Origin of the sequence: Rubritepida flocculans DSM 14296, assembly GCF_000425365.1 — a bacterium.
Classification (GTDB): Bacteria; Pseudomonadota; Alphaproteobacteria; order Acetobacterales; family Acetobacteraceae; genus Roseococcus; species Roseococcus flocculans.
Map to the genome: position 1 here is coordinate 461,311 of NZ_AUDH01000001.1, position 14,447 is coordinate 475,757.

14 protein-coding genes are annotated in these 14,447 nt (G+C 71.2%); 8 read left to right on the forward strand and 6 right to left on the reverse strand.

Features of this window, described 5'->3' with window-relative positions; translation table 11 throughout:
• Positions 1-15: 15 nt before the first annotated feature.
• From gnd to H596_RS22675, 3 genes are all read left to right on the forward strand, one after another.
• A complete protein-coding gene (gene gnd / locus H596_RS0102290; protein WP_027283523.1) occupies positions 16-972 on the forward strand; it encodes a phosphogluconate dehydrogenase (NAD(+)-dependent, decarboxylating) in 957 nt (318 codons plus the stop codon).
• Positions 969-1,490: a gluconokinase gene (locus tag H596_RS0102295; protein ID WP_027283524.1), complete on the forward strand. Its 522-nt coding sequence runs from the start codon at positions 969-971 to the stop codon at positions 1,488-1,490. The genes gnd and H596_RS0102295 overlap by 4 nt, the downstream gene beginning before the upstream one ends.
• Positions 1,491-1,594: 104 nt before the next feature.
• On the forward strand, positions 1,595-1,843 hold the full coding sequence (locus H596_RS22675) for a YMGG-like glycine zipper-containing protein (protein ID WP_084602511.1): 249 nt from the start codon (positions 1,595-1,597) through the stop codon (positions 1,841-1,843).
• 225 nt (positions 1,844-2,068) lie between these two features.
• On the opposite strand, the gene acnA is transcribed toward H596_RS22675, so the two are convergent.
• Entirely contained in the window at positions 2,069-4,762 is a 2,694-nt protein-coding gene (gene acnA, locus H596_RS0102305; protein WP_027283525.1) for an aconitate hydratase AcnA, read from the reverse strand.
• Positions 4,763-4,843: 81 nt separating this feature from the next.
• Here acnA and ccmA point away from each other — a divergent pair, with 81 nt between their 5' ends.
• Positions 4,844-5,434 carry a heme ABC exporter ATP-binding protein CcmA gene (ccmA, locus tag H596_RS0102310; RefSeq protein ID WP_027283526.1) on the forward strand — a complete coding sequence of 197 codons (591 nt, stop codon included), beginning with the start codon at positions 4,844-4,846 and terminating at the stop codon, positions 5,432-5,434.
• Positions 5,431-6,081, forward strand: a complete 651-nt coding sequence (gene ccmB / locus H596_RS0102315) for a heme exporter protein CcmB (RefSeq protein ID WP_027283527.1) — start codon at positions 5,431-5,433, stop codon at positions 6,079-6,081. The genes ccmA and ccmB overlap by 4 nt, the downstream gene beginning before the upstream one ends.
• Before the next feature lie 27 nt (positions 6,082-6,108).
• Here the strand turns inward: ccmB and pgmG are convergent, their stop codons facing one another.
• From pgmG to H596_RS22680, 3 genes are all read right to left on the reverse strand, one after another.
• On the reverse strand, positions 6,109-7,521 hold the full coding sequence (gene pgmG, locus H596_RS0102320) for a phosphoglucomutase/phosphomannomutase PgmG (protein ID WP_027283528.1): 1,413 nt from the start codon (positions 7,519-7,521) through the stop codon (positions 6,109-6,111).
• Between the two features lie 29 nt (positions 7,522-7,550).
• Entirely contained in the window at positions 7,551-8,420 is an 870-nt protein-coding gene (galU, locus tag H596_RS0102325; protein ID WP_027283529.1) for a UTP--glucose-1-phosphate uridylyltransferase GalU, read from the reverse strand.
• A gap of 76 nt (positions 8,421-8,496) precedes the next feature.
• On the reverse strand, positions 8,497-9,723 hold the full coding sequence (locus H596_RS22680) for a D-alanyl-D-alanine carboxypeptidase family protein (RefSeq protein ID WP_051212255.1): 1,227 nt from the start codon (positions 9,721-9,723) through the stop codon (positions 8,497-8,499).
• A 252-nt stretch (positions 9,724-9,975) separates the two neighbouring features.
• Between H596_RS22680 and H596_RS0102335 the strand changes: the two genes are divergently transcribed.
• From H596_RS0102335 to clpA, 3 genes are all read left to right on the forward strand, one after another.
• Positions 9,976-10,482: a phasin family protein gene (locus tag H596_RS0102335; RefSeq protein ID WP_027283530.1), complete on the forward strand. Its 507-nt coding sequence runs from the start codon at positions 9,976-9,978 to the stop codon at positions 10,480-10,482.
• A 180-nt stretch (positions 10,483-10,662) separates the two neighbouring features.
• Entirely contained in the window at positions 10,663-11,040 is a 378-nt protein-coding gene (clpS, locus tag H596_RS0102340) for an ATP-dependent Clp protease adapter ClpS (RefSeq protein WP_051212257.1), read from the forward strand.
• A 134-nt stretch (positions 11,041-11,174) separates the two neighbouring features.
• Positions 11,175-13,529, forward strand: coding sequence for an ATP-dependent Clp protease ATP-binding subunit ClpA (gene clpA, locus H596_RS0102345; RefSeq protein ID WP_027283532.1), 2,355 nt, complete (start codon positions 11,175-11,177; stop codon positions 13,527-13,529).
• 54 nt (positions 13,530-13,583) lie between these two features.
• On the opposite strand, the gene H596_RS0102350 is transcribed toward clpA, so the two are convergent.
• The gene (locus tag H596_RS0102350) at positions 13,584-14,000 is read right to left on the reverse strand and encodes a hypothetical protein (RefSeq protein ID WP_037299568.1); all 417 of its coding nucleotides are present in this window, start codon (positions 13,998-14,000) and stop codon (positions 13,584-13,586) included.
• Positions 14,001-14,004: 4 nt separating this feature from the next.
• Positions 14,005-14,445, reverse strand: coding sequence for a hypothetical protein (locus tag H596_RS0102355; protein ID WP_156909998.1), 441 nt, complete (start codon positions 14,443-14,445; stop codon positions 14,005-14,007).
• Positions 14,446-14,447: the final 2 nt, after the last annotated feature.

Below are 14,447 nucleotides of genomic sequence, written 5' to 3' on the forward strand. Positions count from 1 at the left end.
CGGGAGGAAAGCGCGATGCGGCTCGGCATGGTCGGACTGGGGCGGATGGGCGGCAACATCCTGCGGCGGGCGATGCGCGCGGGAATCGCGGGCGCGGGCTTCGATAGGGACGCGCAGGCGGTGGCGGCGCTGGCGGCCGAGGGGGCCACGCCGGCCGGCAGCCTCGCGGCGCTCGTCGCCGCGCTGCCCGCGCCGCGCAGCCTCTGGGTGATGCTGCCCGCGGGCGAGGCCACCGAGGCGGCGCTGCGCGAGCTGCACGGGCTGCTCGCGCCCGGCGACACGATCATCGAGGGCGGCAACAGCTTCTGGAAGGACAGCGCCCGCCGCGCCGCCGAGGCGCGCGCGCTTGGGCTGCACTACCTCGATGTGGGCACTTCGGGCGGCGTCTGGGGCCTCGCGCGCGGCTACTGCCTGATGATCGGCGGCGAGGCGGAGGTGGTGGCGCGGCACGATGCGCTGTGGCGCGCGCTCGCCCCCGGCGAGGCCGCCGCCGCGCCCACGCCCGGCCGCGCCGGCGATCCGCGCCCCGCCCGGGGCTATGTGCATTGCGGCCCGAACGGCGCGGGGCACTACGCGAAGATGGTCCACAACGGCATCGAGTACGGGATGATGCAGGCCATGGCCGAGGGGCTCGACCTCCTGCGCCGCGCCCCCGCCCCGCTCGACTTCGCGCTGGAGGAGGTGACCGAGGCCTGGCGGCGCGGCAGCGTCATCGCCTCCTGGCTGCTCGACCTCACGGCAGAGGCGCTGGCGGCCGACCCCGACCTCGCCGGCTATTCCGGCCATGTGGGCGATTCCGGCGAAGGCCGCTGGACGGTGGACACGGCGGTGGAGAACGGCGTGCCCGTGCCCGTGCTGGCCGCGAGCCTGTTCGCGCGCTTCCGCTCGCGCGGCGAGGAGAACTTCGCGGACAAGGCGCTCTCGGCGATGCGCAAGGGCTTCGGGGGGCATCTCGAGGCGCCGAAGGCGTGAGCGAGCGCCTGCTGCTCATGGGCGTCTCGGGCTCGGGCAAATCCACCCTCGGCCCGATGCTGGCCCGCGCCCTCTCGCTGCCCTTCGCGGACGCGGACGATTTCCACCCGCCCGCGAACATCGCCAAGATGCGCGCCGGCACGCCGCTGACGGACGAGGACCGCTGGCCCTGGCTCGCCTCGCTCGGCGCCTGGCTGGCGGCGCAGCCGGCGGGCGGGGTGGTGGCCTGCTCGGCGCTCCGGCGCGCCTATCGCGACCGGCTGCGCGAGGCGGTGCCCGGGCTCAGGCTGCTCTTCCTGCACGGCGACCCCGCGCTCATCGCCGCGCGGCAATCCGCCCGCCCGGGCCATTTCATGCCGCCCGGCCTGATGGCGAGCCAGTTCGCCACGCTGGAGCCGCCGGCGCCGGAGGAGGGGGCGATCCTGCTCGACATCCGCGAGCCGCCGGAGGCGCTGCTGCGGCGGGCGCTGGCGGGGCTGCGCGGGCCCGCCCCGGCCGCGGGCGAAGGCCGGGGGTGATGCGGGCCCGCCCCGCCGCCGCCACATCCCTTCCCGATTCCGGCCGAAGCCGAGAGCGACTACACTCCCCGCAGCGGCTTCAGCCGCCGAAGGGAGTTTCCACCATGCGCAAGGTCGTTCTTCCCGCCCTGCTCGTCGCCGCGCTCGGCACGGCGGGCTGCACCAACCCCTATGACCCGGCGCAGCGCGCGGCCGGCGGCGGGCTGATCGGCGCCGGCACGGGCGCCGCCATCGGCGGGGCCATCGGCGGCTGGCGCGGCGCCGGTATCGGCGCGCTGACCGGCGGCGCGGTGGGCGCGGCCACGGGCGTGATCACCACCCCGCAGCCCCCGCCCCAGCCCTACCGCTACTGAACGCGGAAGGGGCGCGCCCCGCCCAGGGCGCGCCCCGCAACAGAGCACCGAAGGCGGCGGCGCTCATGCCAGCGACCGCTTGCTTTGCCCCGTGCGGCAGCGGCGCGGCCGCCGGCATACCCGTGTTTCGGCGCACCGCCGCCCCACCGCGCCCCAACGCGGCCTGCCGCGTTGGGTGGTGGCAACCCGGCCTGCGCGATACCTCCGGCGTGACCGCCGGCCGTGTCAGGCCGCCATGCCGCGCAGCACGTAGTGCAGGATGCCGCCGTTGCGGTAGTATTCCACCTCATCGGCCGTATCCACGCGGCACAGCACCTCGGTGCGCGTCACGCCGCCATCGGCGCGGGCGATCTCGAGCTCCAGCATCATCCGGGGCTTTAGCTCCTCGATGCCGCGGATGGCGATCAGCTCATCGCCCTTCAGCCCGAGGGTCAGGCGGTTCTCGCCCTCCTTGAACACCAGCGGCAGCACGCCCATGCCCACGAGGTTGGAGCGGTGGATGCGCTCGAAGCTCTCCGCGATCACCGCCTTCACGCCGAGCAGGAAGGTGCCCTTCGCCGCCCAGTCGCGCGAGGAGCCGGTGCCGTACTCCTTGCCGCCGATCACCACCAGCGGCACGCCCTCGGCCTTGTAGCGCATCGCCACGTCGTAGATCGGCGCGACATCGCCCGAGGGGTAGTGCTTGCTGATGCCGCCCTCGACGCCGGGCACCATCTCGTTGCGGATGCGGATGTTGGCGAAGGTGCCCCGCATCATCACCTCATGGTTGCCGCGCCGCGCGCCATAGCTGTTGAAGTCCGCGGGCCGCACCTGATGCTCGAGCAGGTAGCTCCCCGCCGGGCTGTTCTTGCGGATGTTGCCGGCGGGCGAGATGTGGTCGGTGGTGATGGAATCGCCCAGCAGCGCCAGGATGCGCGCGCCCTGGATGGAGGCGAGCGGCTTCACCTCCATGCTCATCCCCTCGAAGTAGGGCGGGTTCTGCACATAGGTGGAGCCGGCGTTCCAGCGATAGGTGTCGCTGCCCGCGTCCACGCGGATGGACTGCCACTGCTTCGGGCCCTTGAACACGTCGGCGTAGCGGGACTGGAACATGTCCCGCGTCAGCACGGAGTGGACGACCTGCTCCACCTCCTGCTGGCTCGGCCAGATGTCGGCCAGCATCACGGGCTTGCCGTCGCTGCCGGTGCCGATGGGCTCGCGCGTCAGATCCTTGCGGGTGCTGCCGGCCAGCGCATAGGCCACCACGAGCGGCGGCGAGGCCAGGTAGTTCGCGCGCACATTGGCGTGCACGCGCCCCTCGAAGTTGCGGTTGCCCGAGAGCACGGCCGAGACGACGAGCTTGTTGTTCTCGATCGCCTCCACCATCGCATCCGGCAGCGGGCCGGAGTTGCCGATGCAGGTGGTGCAGCCATAGCCCACCGTCTGGAAGCCCAGCGCGTCCAGATCCGCCTGCAGGCCGGATTTGGTGAGGTAGTCCGTCACCACCTGGCTGCCGGGCGCGAGCGAGGTCTTCACCCAGGGCTTGGGCGCGAGGCCGCGCGCGCGCGCCTTGCGCGCCAAGAGCCCGGCGGCGACCAGCACATAGGGGTTGGAGGTGTTGGTGCAGGAGGTGATGGCCGCGATCACGACATCGCCGTGGCCGAGGTCGAAGTTGGCGCCCTCGACCGGCACGCGCAGATCGGCGTTCTCGCCCGGCACGCCCATCACGCCGGCCTTGAGATCCTTCTCGAAGCCCGCGGCCACGCCGGAGAGGGCCACGCGGTCCTGCGGGCGCTTGGGCCCGGCGAGGCTCGGCTCCACGGTGGAGAGGTCGAGCTCCAGAGTGTCGGTGAACACAGGGTCGGGCGTCGTTTCGTCGCGCCACATGCCCTGCGCCTTGCAGTATTCGCGCACCAGATTGATGCGATGCTCGTCGCGGCCCGAGAGGCGCAGGTAGGAGAGCGTGACCTCGTCCACCGGGAAGAAGCCGCAGGTGGCGCCGTATTCGGGGGCCATGTTGGCGATGGTCGCGCGGTCGGCCAGCGGCATGTGGGAGAGGCCGGGGCCGTAGAACTCCACGAACTTGCCCACCACGCCCTTCTTGCGGAGCATCTGCGTCACCGTCAGCACCATGTCGGTGGCGGTCACGCCCTCGCGCAGCCTTCCGGTGAGCTTGAAGCCGATCACGTCCGGGATCAGCATGGCGATGGGCTGGCCGAGCATGGCCGCCTCCGCCTCGATGCCGCCCACGCCCCAGCCCAGCACGCCCAGGCCGTTGATCATGGTGGTGTGGCTGTCGGTGCCGTAGCAGGAATCCGGGTAGGCGTAGGTGTCGCCCGCATCCGTCGCGGTCCAGACCACCTGGCCCAGGTATTCGAGGTTCACCTGGTGGCAGATGCCCGTGCCCGGCGGCACCACGCGGAAGTTGTTGAAGGCCTCCTGGCCCCAGCGCAGGAACTCGTAGCGCTCGCCGTTGCGCTCGAACTCGATGTCCACGTTCTTCTGCAGCGCGTCCGGCCGGCCGCTCACGTCCACCATCACCGAGTGGTCGATCACGAGGTCCACCGGCACCAGCGGGTTCACCTTGCGCGGGTCGCCGCCCAGCTTGATGATGCCGTCGCGCATGGCCGCGAGGTCCACCACGGCGGGCACGCCGGTGAAGTCCTGCATCAGGATGCGCGCGGGGCGGAAGGGCACCTCCTTGTCGGACTTGCCGCCATTGGCGAGCCAGCCGGCGATGGCCTTCGCGTCCTCCACCCTGTAGCTGCGGCCGTCCTCGAAGCGCAGCACGTTCTCGAGCAGCACCTTCAGCGAGAAGGGCAGGCGGGCGATGTCGCCGATCTTCGCCGCGGCCTCCGGAAGGCTGAAATACTTGTAGGTCTTGCCGTCCACCTGGAGGTCGCGCCCGACCCCGAGGCTGTCCTGCCCGATCATGCGCATGGCGTCATCCCCAACACTTGCGCGCCGGGTTTAAGCATGGCGATGTGCCAGGGTCCATCGGGCGGGGGTGTCGCCGTTCACGTGCTGGAAGCGCAACGACTGGCCTGCTGGCGGGCCGAGCGGCTGGTCTTCGCCGATCTCTCCTTCACCCTCGGCCCCGGGGAGGCCCTGCTGCTGACCGGGGCGAACGGCGCGGGCAAATCCTCGCTGCTGCGCCTGCTGGCCGGGCTGATTCCGGCCGCCGAGGGCCGGCTGCTGTGGCAGGGCGAGGACGCGGCGTCCGACCGCGTGGCCCATGGCGCGCGGCTGCGCTACCTCGGCCACCAGGACGCCGTGAAGCCCGCGCTGACGGCGCGCGAGAACCTCGCCTTCTTCGCCCGGCTCTGGGGCGGGGAGGTGGAGGCGGCGCTGGCCGCGCTCGATCTCTCCTCGCTCGCGGATCTTCCGGCCCGGGTGCTCTCCTCGGGGCAGAAGCGGCGGCTGGCGCTGGCGCGGCTCGCCTTGGCGCCCGCGCCGCTGTGGCTGCTGGACGAGCCGAGCGTGGGGCTGGACGCCGCCTCGGTCGAGCGGCTCGGCCCGCTCTTCGCCGCGCACCGGGCGGCGGGGGGGATGGTGGTGGCCGCCACCCACCTGCCGCTGCCCCTGCCCGGCGCGCGGGAGCTGCGGCTGTGAGGGCGCTGCTGCTGCGCGAGCTGCGGCTCGCGCTGCGCCACCCGGCCGAGACGCTCTCGGCCGTGCTGTTCTTCGTGCTGGTGGCGGCGCTGTTTCCCTTCGGCGTGGGGCCTTCGCCCGAGCTGCTGGCGCGGCTCGCGCCCGGGGCGCTGCTCGCCGCGGCGCTGCTGGCGGCGCTGCTGCCGCTCGACCGGCTCTTCGGCGCGGAGGCCGAGGACGGCTCGCTCGACCAGCTCCTCCTCTCCGGCCTGCACCCGGCCACGCTGGCGGCGGGGAAGGCGCTGGGCCACTGGCTCACCACCGGGGTGCCGCTGGTGCTCGCCACGCCGGCGGCGGCGGCGCTGCTGAACCTGCCCACCGAGGCCTGGCCCGCGGCGATGCTGGCGCTGGCGCTGGCCTCCGCCATCCTTTCCCTGTTCGGGGCGGCGGGGGCGGCGCTGACGCTGGGCGCGCGGCGGGGCGGCGTGCTGCTGCCGCTGCTGGTGCTGCCGCTCTCCATCCCCGCGGTGATCTTCGGCGCGGCGGCCATCGAGGCGGCGGCGAGCGGCCTGGCCCCGCGGCCCTATCTGCTGCTGGAGGCGGCGCTGCTGGCGCTCGCCGCGCCGCTCGCGCCGCTCGCCGCGGGGGCGGCGCTGCGCGGGGAGTGATCCGGGCGGCGTGGCATGCCGCCCCTCTCAATGCCCCGCGTTCTCTCCCGAGAAATCCGGCGCGGCGAGGCCCGAGGCGGCGAGCTGCTCGGAAAGCTGCGCCTTCAGCCGCTCCAGCCCCTCGGGCGTGCGCGCCTCGCAGCGCGCCACCAGCACGGCCTGGGTGTTGGAGGCGCGCAGCAGCCACCAGCCATCGGGAGTGTTCACGCGCACCCCGTCCACCGCCACCACATCCGCGCCCTGGGCGGCGAGGCGCGCGCGCACCTCCTCCACCACGGCGAATTTGCGGTCCTCGGCGCAGTCGAAGCGCAGCTCGGGCGTGTTGAGCACCTGCGGCAGGGCGGCGCGCATCTGCGCGAGGCTCTGCGGGCTGCGCGCCAGGATGTCGAACAGCCGCACGGCGGAATAGATGCCGTCGTCGAAGCCGTACCACTTCTCGGCGAAGAAGATGTGGCCGCTCATCTCGCCGGCCAGCGGGCAGCCGGTCTCGGCCATCTTCTGCTTCACGAGGCTGTGGCCGGTCTTCCACATCAGCGGCTTGCCGCCGGCCTTCGCCACCTCGTCGAAGAGCACCTGGCTCGCCTTCACGTCGGCGATGATGGTCGCGCCCGGGTTGCGGGAGAGCACGTCGCGCGCCAGCACCACGAGGAGCTGGTCGCCGAAGAGCATCTGGCCCTCGCCGTCCACCACGCCGATGCGGTCGGCGTCGCCGTCGAAAGCGATCCCGAGATCGGCCTTCACCTCGCCCACCTTGGCGATGAGCTGCTGGAGGTTCTTCGCCACGGTCGGGTCGGGGTGGTGGTTGGGGAAGCGGCCGTCGATCTCGCCGTTGATGACGTGGTGCGTGCCGGGCAGGCGCCGCACCAGCCGCTCGGTGATGGCCCCGCCCGCGCCATTGCCCGGATCCCAGACCACGGTGAGCGGCTTGCCGCCGGCCGGCAGGTCGCGCGCCATGCGGGCGATGTAGGCCTCGCTCACATCCACCTCGCGCGCGGCGCCCGGCGCCTCGGGCACCACATCGCCGGCGGCGGCGAGGCGGCCCAGTTCCTGGATGTCCTTGCCGAAGAAGGGCTTGCGGCCCAGCATCATCTTGAAGCCGTTGTAGTCCGGCGGGTTGTGGCTGCCGGTGAGCATCACCGCCCCGTCCGTGCCCTGGTCATAGGCGGCGAAGTAGAGCATGGGCGTGGGCCCGCAGCCCACGCGCAGCACCTCCATCCCCGAGGCGACGAGCCCCGCCACCAGGTGCTGCTCGAGCTCCGGCGAGGAGAGGCGCCCGTCGCGCCCCACCGCCACCCGCTTCCCGCCGCCGCGCGCGACGATGGAGCCGAACACCCGGCCGATGGCGAAGGCGTCGGCCCCGTGCAGGGTTTTCCCCACGATGCCGCGGATGTCGTACTCGCGCAGCGATGTGGGGTGGAAGCGGTGGGAGAAGCCGGCCATCGGGATGTTCCGCGCGGAGGAGGGGGCTGTCAGCGATACCGGTCGAGGAAGCCGCGCACCTGGGGCGCAAGCTCGGGCCGCTTCAGCGCGAAGGCGATCTGCGCCTCGAGGAAGCCCACCTTGTCGCCGCAGTCGAAGCGCCGGCCCTCATAGCGCAGCCCGTGGAAGGGCTGGTGGCCGATCAGCTTCGCCATGCCGTCGGTGAGCTGCACCTCGCCGCCCGCGCCCTTCTCCATCTTCGCCAGATGGCCGATCACCTCGGGCATCAGCACATAGCGGCCGATCACGGTGAGGTTGGAGGGCGCCTTCTCCACCGGCGGCTTCTCCACGAGGCCCGTGACCTCGACGAGGTTGCCCTTCGTCGCGCCGGGGGCGATCACGCCGTACTTGTTCACCCGCTCGCGCGGGACCTCCTCGATGGCGACGACGTTGCCGCCCGTCTCCGCATAGGCCTGGGCGAGCTGCGCCATGCAGGGCGTGTCGCAGAGCATCAGGTCGTCGGGCAGGAGGATGGCGAAGGGGTCGTCGCCGATGAAGCTGCGCGCGCACCAGATGGCGTGGCCGAGCCCCATGGGCACCTGCTGGCGCACCGTGACGATGCTGCCGGGCGGCATGGCCAGCGCGCGCAGCTCCTCGAGGATGTCGGTCTTGCCGCGCTCCTCCAGCGTCTTCTCGAGCTCGTAGGCCACGTCGAAATGCTCGACGATGGCGGTCTTGCCGCGGCCGGTGATGAAGCAGAACTGCTCGATGCCGGCGGCGCGCGCCTCGTCCACCGCGTACTGGATCAGCGGCCGGTCCACGACCGGCAGCATTTCCTTGGCGATGGCCTTGGTCGCGGGCAGGAAACGGGTGCCGAGCCCCGCGACGGGCATCACGGCCTTCTTGAGCGGCTTCACCATGGGCGGGCTTCCTCGACCTGATGCAAGAAGTCGTGCCACGCCGCCCCGGTGGCGGCAAGCCGCTCCGGGCGTGCGGTCAGTTCGCCGCGATCCGGGTGGCCGGGGCGCGGGGGGCCTCGGTGCTGCGGGTGACCGGACGCGCGGCGGGGCGCGGCTGCGCGGCGCGATTCGCGGCGGCCGGGGCGCGGGGCGTGGCCGCCGCCTGGCGGCGCGGGGGCGGCTCGGCCTGCGCCGCCGCGCGCGCGCGCGGCGGAGAGGCGCCCGGTGCGGGGCGCGCCATGGCGGCGGCGCGGGGCGGGGAGGCGGCCGGCCCGGGGCGGGTCGCGGCCGCGGCGCGCGCGGACGGGGCGCTGCGCGCCGCGACGAGCCGCGCCTGGGCCTGCGCCTCGGCGCGGCGCTGCATGGCCGGGCTGACCGTCGCGCCCGCCTCGCGTGCCGCCATCACGCGGGGCTGGGCCGCGGCGAGCGCCGGGGCGGCGCGCACGCCCAGCCGCTGGAACGCCTCGTCGAAGAGCTCGGCCATATGCTGGTTGCGCTCCACCCAGGAGCGGCCGCCGAACACCGCACCCACCAGCCGCACCCCGTCGCGCTGGGCGGAGGTGACGATGTTGAAGCCGGAGGCGTTGATGAAGCCGGTCTTGATGCCGTCCGCGCCCGGATAGTCCAGCAGCATGCCGTTGTGGTTCCGGATCAGCCTCTGCCCGTGCTGGAAATGCGTGACGGAGAAGTAGTGGTAGCGGTCCGGGAAGTCCTGGATCAGCCGCCGGCCGAGCAGCACCATGTCGCGCGCCGTGGTCACCTGCTCGGGATCGGGCAGGCCGGAGGCGTTGCGGAAGGTGGTGCGCGCCATGCCCATCTGCCGGGCGCGCTGCGTCATGACGCGGGCGAAGCCCTCCTCGGAGCCGGCCAGGGCCTCGGCCACCGCCGTCGCCACGTCATTTGCCGAACGGGTGACGAGGGCGAGAATCGCCCCCTCCACCGAGATGCTGCCGCCCGCGGGGACGCCGATCTTGGAGGGCGGGCGGGAGGCGGCCTCGGCGCTGAAGCGGATGGGCGAGGCGAGGCTGAGCCGCCCGTCGCGCAGCGCCTCGAAGAGCAGGTAGAGCGTCATCATCTTGGTGAGCGAGGCGGGGTGGCGCGTCTCGTCGGCGTGATGGGCGGCCAGCACTTCGCCCGTGCGCGCCTCGACCACCATGGCGGCATAGCGCGGGCCGGAGGTGAAGGCCGAAGCCTGGCCCGCCAGCGCGCCCAGGCAGAGCAGCCCGGCGGCCAGCGCGCGGCCGAGCCGAGGAAGAACGCCCATGAATACCCCCTTCGCAGCCTGCCGCCCCGGCCTCCCCCAAGGCCGGCGACGCGGCTGCGCAAGCCACTGAACCAGCGAAGGGCCGGCCTGTCCACCCGTTTCGCATGCGGCGCGCGGGCGGGCTCTTGTGCGCCGCACAAAAAATCGCTTGATTGGGGCCGCCCCAGCCGCTATTTCCCTCGCATGCTGCACTGCAGCAAGACCGCCGTGGTCGGGATCCTCCCGCCTCGGCTTGCACGAGGATCAGAGACGATGGCGACCCAGGCTGAGATGAAGAAGGCGATGGCCGCGGCGGCCGAGAACGGCGCCGCCCAGGCCAAGAAGCTGATGGCGGAGGGCACCGCGCAGGCGCGCGTGGCCGTGGAGAAGGGCATCGAGACGGCGAACAAGACCGCCGCCGACATGATGAAGGCCGCCGAGGAGGCGATGGAGTTCGGCCGCGGCAACTTCGAGGCCGTGACCAAGGCCAGCCAGATCTACGTCACCGGCGTGCAGGATCTCTCCCGCCAGACGCTGGCGATGTTCCAGGCCCTCTCCGAGCACGCGATCGAGGGCGTGAAGACGCTCTCCTCCGTCAAGAGCCTGAAGGAGGCGGCGGATTTCCAGGCCTCCTTCGCCAAGGCCTCCTTCGAGCGCGCGATGAACGACACCGCGAAGCTGCAGGAGGCCGCGATGAAGGTGGCTGAGACGGCCATGGAGCCCCTCACCGCCCGCGTGACCCTCGCCATGGAGAAGATGGCGAAGCCGCTCGCGGCCTGAACCGCCCCGGGCGGACCGCTCCGGGCCCGGGCCCCCGCCCAGGGGGTCCGGGCCTTTTGCGTTTCTTCACCCCGGATCGGCGATTCGCCGCCGACGGGGGCGGCGGGTGCGCGAGGCCCTTTTCCTGAGCGCCGCGCACCCGATATCCTGCCCGCGCAGAGGATGGACCACCGGCCTGCCATGCACCGCCGATTCGACAGCACCGACCGACTTCCGCCGCCGATCACCGCGAGCGAGGGCGACAAGCGCGAGGATGGGGGCGGCCCCGCCACCGGCGTCGTCGTCAAGCCGCGCCCCAAGACCAAGAAGCCGGCCATGTACAAGGTGCTGATGCTCAACGACGACTACACGCCCATGGAGTTCGTCGTGCATGTGCTGGAGCGCTTCTTCCAGAAGAGCCGCGACGAGGCCACGCGCATCATGATGCATGTGCACCGCCGCGGCGTGGGCGTCTGCGGCGTCTACACCTACGAGGTGGCCGAGACGAAGGTGACGCAGGTGATGGACCTGGCCCGCCAGAACCAGCACCCGCTGCAATGCACCATCGAGAAGGAGTGACTCGGCCGCGCGCGTGACCTTAATGTTATGCCGCGCGGGGTGTCGCGCGAGGGGGAGAGCCACCACATTGACCATCAACGGGCCGCCGCGCCCGACTTGCGCGGCCCGCCCATGAACAGGGGAGCGTACTGAGCATGCTGTCCCGCAACCTCGAGCAGACGCTCCATCGGGCCCTCGGCCTCGCCAATGACCGCCGGCACGAATACGCCACGCTCGAACACCTGCTTCTGGCCCTCGCCGACGATGCGGACGCCACGACCGTGCTGCGCGCCTGCGGGGTCGATCTCGAGAAGCTGAAGCGCGACCTGACGGATTTCCTCGACAAGGACCTCGCGGGCCTCGTCTCCGACCGCGGCGGCGATCCGAAGCCCACCGCCGGCTTCCAGCGCGTGGTGCAGCGCGCCGCCATCCATGTGCAGAGCAGCGGGCGCGACGAGGTGACGGGCGCGAACGTCCTCGTCGCGCTGTTCAGCGAGCGCGAGAGCCACGCCGTCTATTTCCTGCAGTTGCAGGACATGACGCGGCTCGATGCGGTGAACTTCATCAGCCACGGCATCGCCAAGGCGCCCGGCCGCAGCCAGCCGCGCCCGGTGCAGGGCACGAACGGGCCCGCGCCCGAGGAAGGTGCCGGCGGCGGCGAGCGCGAGGAGAAGCCGCGCGGCGGCGGGCGCAACCAGGACGCGCTCTCCACCTACTGCGTCAACCTCAACAAGAAGGCGCAGCAGGGCAAGATCGACCCGCTGATCGGCCGCGACCAGGAGATCGAGCGCACCATCCAGATCCTCTGCCGGCGCACCAAGAACAACCCGCTCTATGTGGGCGACCCTGGCGTGGGCAAGACGGCCATCGCCGAGGGGCTGGCCAAGCGTATCGTGGAAGGCGACGTGCCGGAGGTGCTGGCCAAGTCCACCATCTACTCGCTCGACATGGGCAGCCTGCTCGCCGGCACGCGCTACCGCGGCGATTTCGAGGAGCGGCTGAAGGCCGTGGTCTCGGAGCTCGAGGCGCAGCCCGGCGCGGTGCTGTTCATCGACGAGATCCACACGGTGATCGGCGCGGGCGCCACCTCGGGCGGCGCGATGGACGCCTCCAACCTGCTCAAGCCGGCGCTGGCGCAGGGCACGCTGCGCTGCATCGGCTCCACCACCTACAAGGAATACCGCAACCACTTCGAGAAGGACCGCGCGCTGGTCCGCCGCTTCCAGAAGATCGACGTGAACGAGCCCACGGTCGAGGACGCGGTGAAGATCCTGCAGGGCCTCAAGACCAACTACGAGAAGCACCACAAGGTGAAGTACACGCCCGAGGCCATCCGCGCGGCGGTGGAGCTCTCGGCCAAGTACATCCACGACCGCAAGCTGCCGGACAAGGCGATCGACGTGATCGACGAGGTCGGCGCCTCGCGCATGCTGGTGCCCGAGAACAAGCGCAAGAAGACGGTGACGCTGAAGGACGTGGAGGAGGTGGTCGCGAAGATCGCGCGCATCCCGCCCAAATCCGTCTCCGCCGACGACAAGGAGACGCTGCGCAACCTGGAGCGGGACCTCAAGGCCATGGTCTTCGGCCAGGACCGCGCCATCGAGGCGCTGGCCTCGGCCATCAAGCTCTCGCGCGCCGGGCTGCGCGACCCGGAGAAGCCCATCGGCAACTACCTCTTCTCCGGCCCCACCGGCGTGGGCAAGACGGAGGTGGCGAAGCAGCTCGCCAAGACGCTCGGCATCGAGCTGATCCGCTTCGACATGAGCGAGTACATGGAGCGCCACAGCGTCAGCCGCCTGATCGGCGCGCCGCCCGGCTATGTGGGCTTCGACCAGGGCGGGCTGCTGACCGATTCCATCGACCAGCACCCGCATTGCGTGCTGCTGCTCGACGAGATCGAGAAGGCGCACCAGGATCTCTACAACATCCTGCTGCAGGTGATGGACCACGGGAAGCTCACCGACCACAACGGCAAGACGGTGGATTTCCGCAACGTGATCCTGATCATGACGACGAACGCCGGCGCGGCGGATCTCGCCAAGCCCGCCATCGGCTTCGGGCGCGAGGCGCGCTCGGGCGAGGACGAGGACGCGATCAAGCGCCTCTTCACGCCGGAGTTCCGCAACCGGCTCGACGCCGTGATCCCCTTCGCCGGCCTCACGCCCGAGATCGTGGCGCAGGTGGTGGAGAAGTTCGTCATGCAGCTCGAGGCGCAGCTCGCCGACCGCAACGTGACGATCGAGCTCTCGAGCGCGGCGAAGGAATGGCTGGCCGAGCGCGGCTACGACCCGCTCTACGGCGCGCGGCCGCTGGCGCGGGTGATCCAGGAGAACATCAAGAAGCCGCTGGCCGAGGAGCTGCTGTTCGGCAAGCTCGTCAAGGGCGGGGCGGTGAAGGTGAACCTGGTGGACGGCGCGCTGACCTTCGACATCGCCGAGGCGCCGGTGGCCGCCCTGCCCAAGCCGGAAGGAGACGGCGAGGCGGAGAAGGAGCCGGAGACGGCGGAATAGGGGCGCTGCGGTGGGGCAGGCCTCTTTGAGAAAAGGATATGCGGTTGAAGACCGCTATCCGTCGATGAGATTCGCGTCGAGAAAGAGGGCCTGAGAGAGAGCCTCGAAAAATCGCTGGAACGGTGCGGGATCGGAAAGCTCATGCTGGTTGAGTTGACCCGAGGCCCGCACCTGCATGCGCCCCTGCCCAACGGGGCGAATGGAAACCGTGAGCCGGACCAACTGGGCGCCGTAGCGTGTTGCGCTGACGGTTCCCAAGACGTTGTCCGCCCGGTCGATGACAAAACCAAGATCCTGCAGGCTTGAGATAACGCCTCTGAAAACGGCTTGCTGATCCGTGGTGTCGAAAACGCGAGTGGAAATGGCCCGTTGAGCGACCTGACTGTTGGTTGTCGCAAGAATCTGCTGACGACTGTCTAGCTGGCAGGCCGAGAGAAGGGTGAGCGCCAGGACGGAGATCGTGCGCAGCATGGGTTCAAATCTCGTTTGCCGTCAGAAAGAGAGACTGCGACATCCGCTCGAAGAAATCACGATAAAGCAACGGATCATCCAAAACCTCGCCCATCGCCAGCATCGCGCCGGGTCGCGGCACTACCCGCTGGAATGTCACGCGGGCGAGGGTGGCCTCGCGGCCGGGTATCCGTCGGACCGAAACCTGAACCCGAATGCGCGCGTCGCCGAGCTTCACTGCGGTGATCAGCCCAGCGTCCGCTTGCGTTTCTTCGATAGTGAAACCCGTGTCCTGCAATGCGCCCAAAGCGGCTTGGAGAACCAGCCCGAAATTGGCCGTGTCGAAGCGACGAGTTTCACGAGCGCGCGCCGCCTGCAACGGTTCAGCGCGTGCGATCGCCGCCCCCTGCTGTTCCGGTGTGGGCGCACAGCCAAGGGGCGCCACCGCCAGCATCGCGAGGCCCATGA

Excerpts from the sequence above, each read along its gene's own strand:
- gnd (WP_027283523.1), top strand. The coding sequence starts at position 16 with ATGCGGCTCGGCATGGTCGGACTGGGGCGGATGGGCGGCAACATCCTG.
- H596_RS22675 (WP_084602511.1), top strand. The coding sequence starts at position 1,595 with ATGCGCAAGGTCGTTCTTCCCGCCCTGCTCGTCGCCGCGCTCGGCACG.
- acnA (WP_027283525.1), bottom strand. The coding sequence starts at position 4,762 with ATGCGCATGATCGGGCAGGACAGCCTCGGGGTCGGGCGCGACCTCCAG.
- pgmG (WP_027283528.1), bottom strand. The coding sequence starts at position 7,521 with ATGGCCGGCTTCTCCCACCGCTTCCACCCCACATCGCTGCGCGAGTAC.
- galU (WP_027283529.1), bottom strand. The coding sequence starts at position 8,420 with ATGGTGAAGCCGCTCAAGAAGGCCGTGATGCCCGTCGCGGGGCTCGGC.
- H596_RS22680 (WP_051212255.1), bottom strand. The coding sequence starts at position 9,723 with ATGGGCGTTCTTCCTCGGCTCGGCCGCGCGCTGGCCGCCGGGCTGCTC.
- H596_RS0102335 (WP_027283530.1), top strand. The coding sequence starts at position 9,976 with ATGGCGACCCAGGCTGAGATGAAGAAGGCGATGGCCGCGGCGGCCGAG.
- clpS (WP_051212257.1), top strand. The coding sequence starts at position 10,663 with ATGCACCGCCGATTCGACAGCACCGACCGACTTCCGCCGCCGATCACC.
- clpA (WP_027283532.1), top strand. The coding sequence starts at position 11,175 with ATGCTGTCCCGCAACCTCGAGCAGACGCTCCATCGGGCCCTCGGCCTC.
- H596_RS0102350 (WP_037299568.1), bottom strand. The coding sequence starts at position 14,000 with ATGCTGCGCACGATCTCCGTCCTGGCGCTCACCCTTCTCTCGGCCTGC.
- H596_RS0102355 (WP_156909998.1), bottom strand. The coding sequence starts at position 14,445 with ATGGGCCTCGCGATGCTGGCGGTGGCGCCCCTTGGCTGTGCGCCCACA.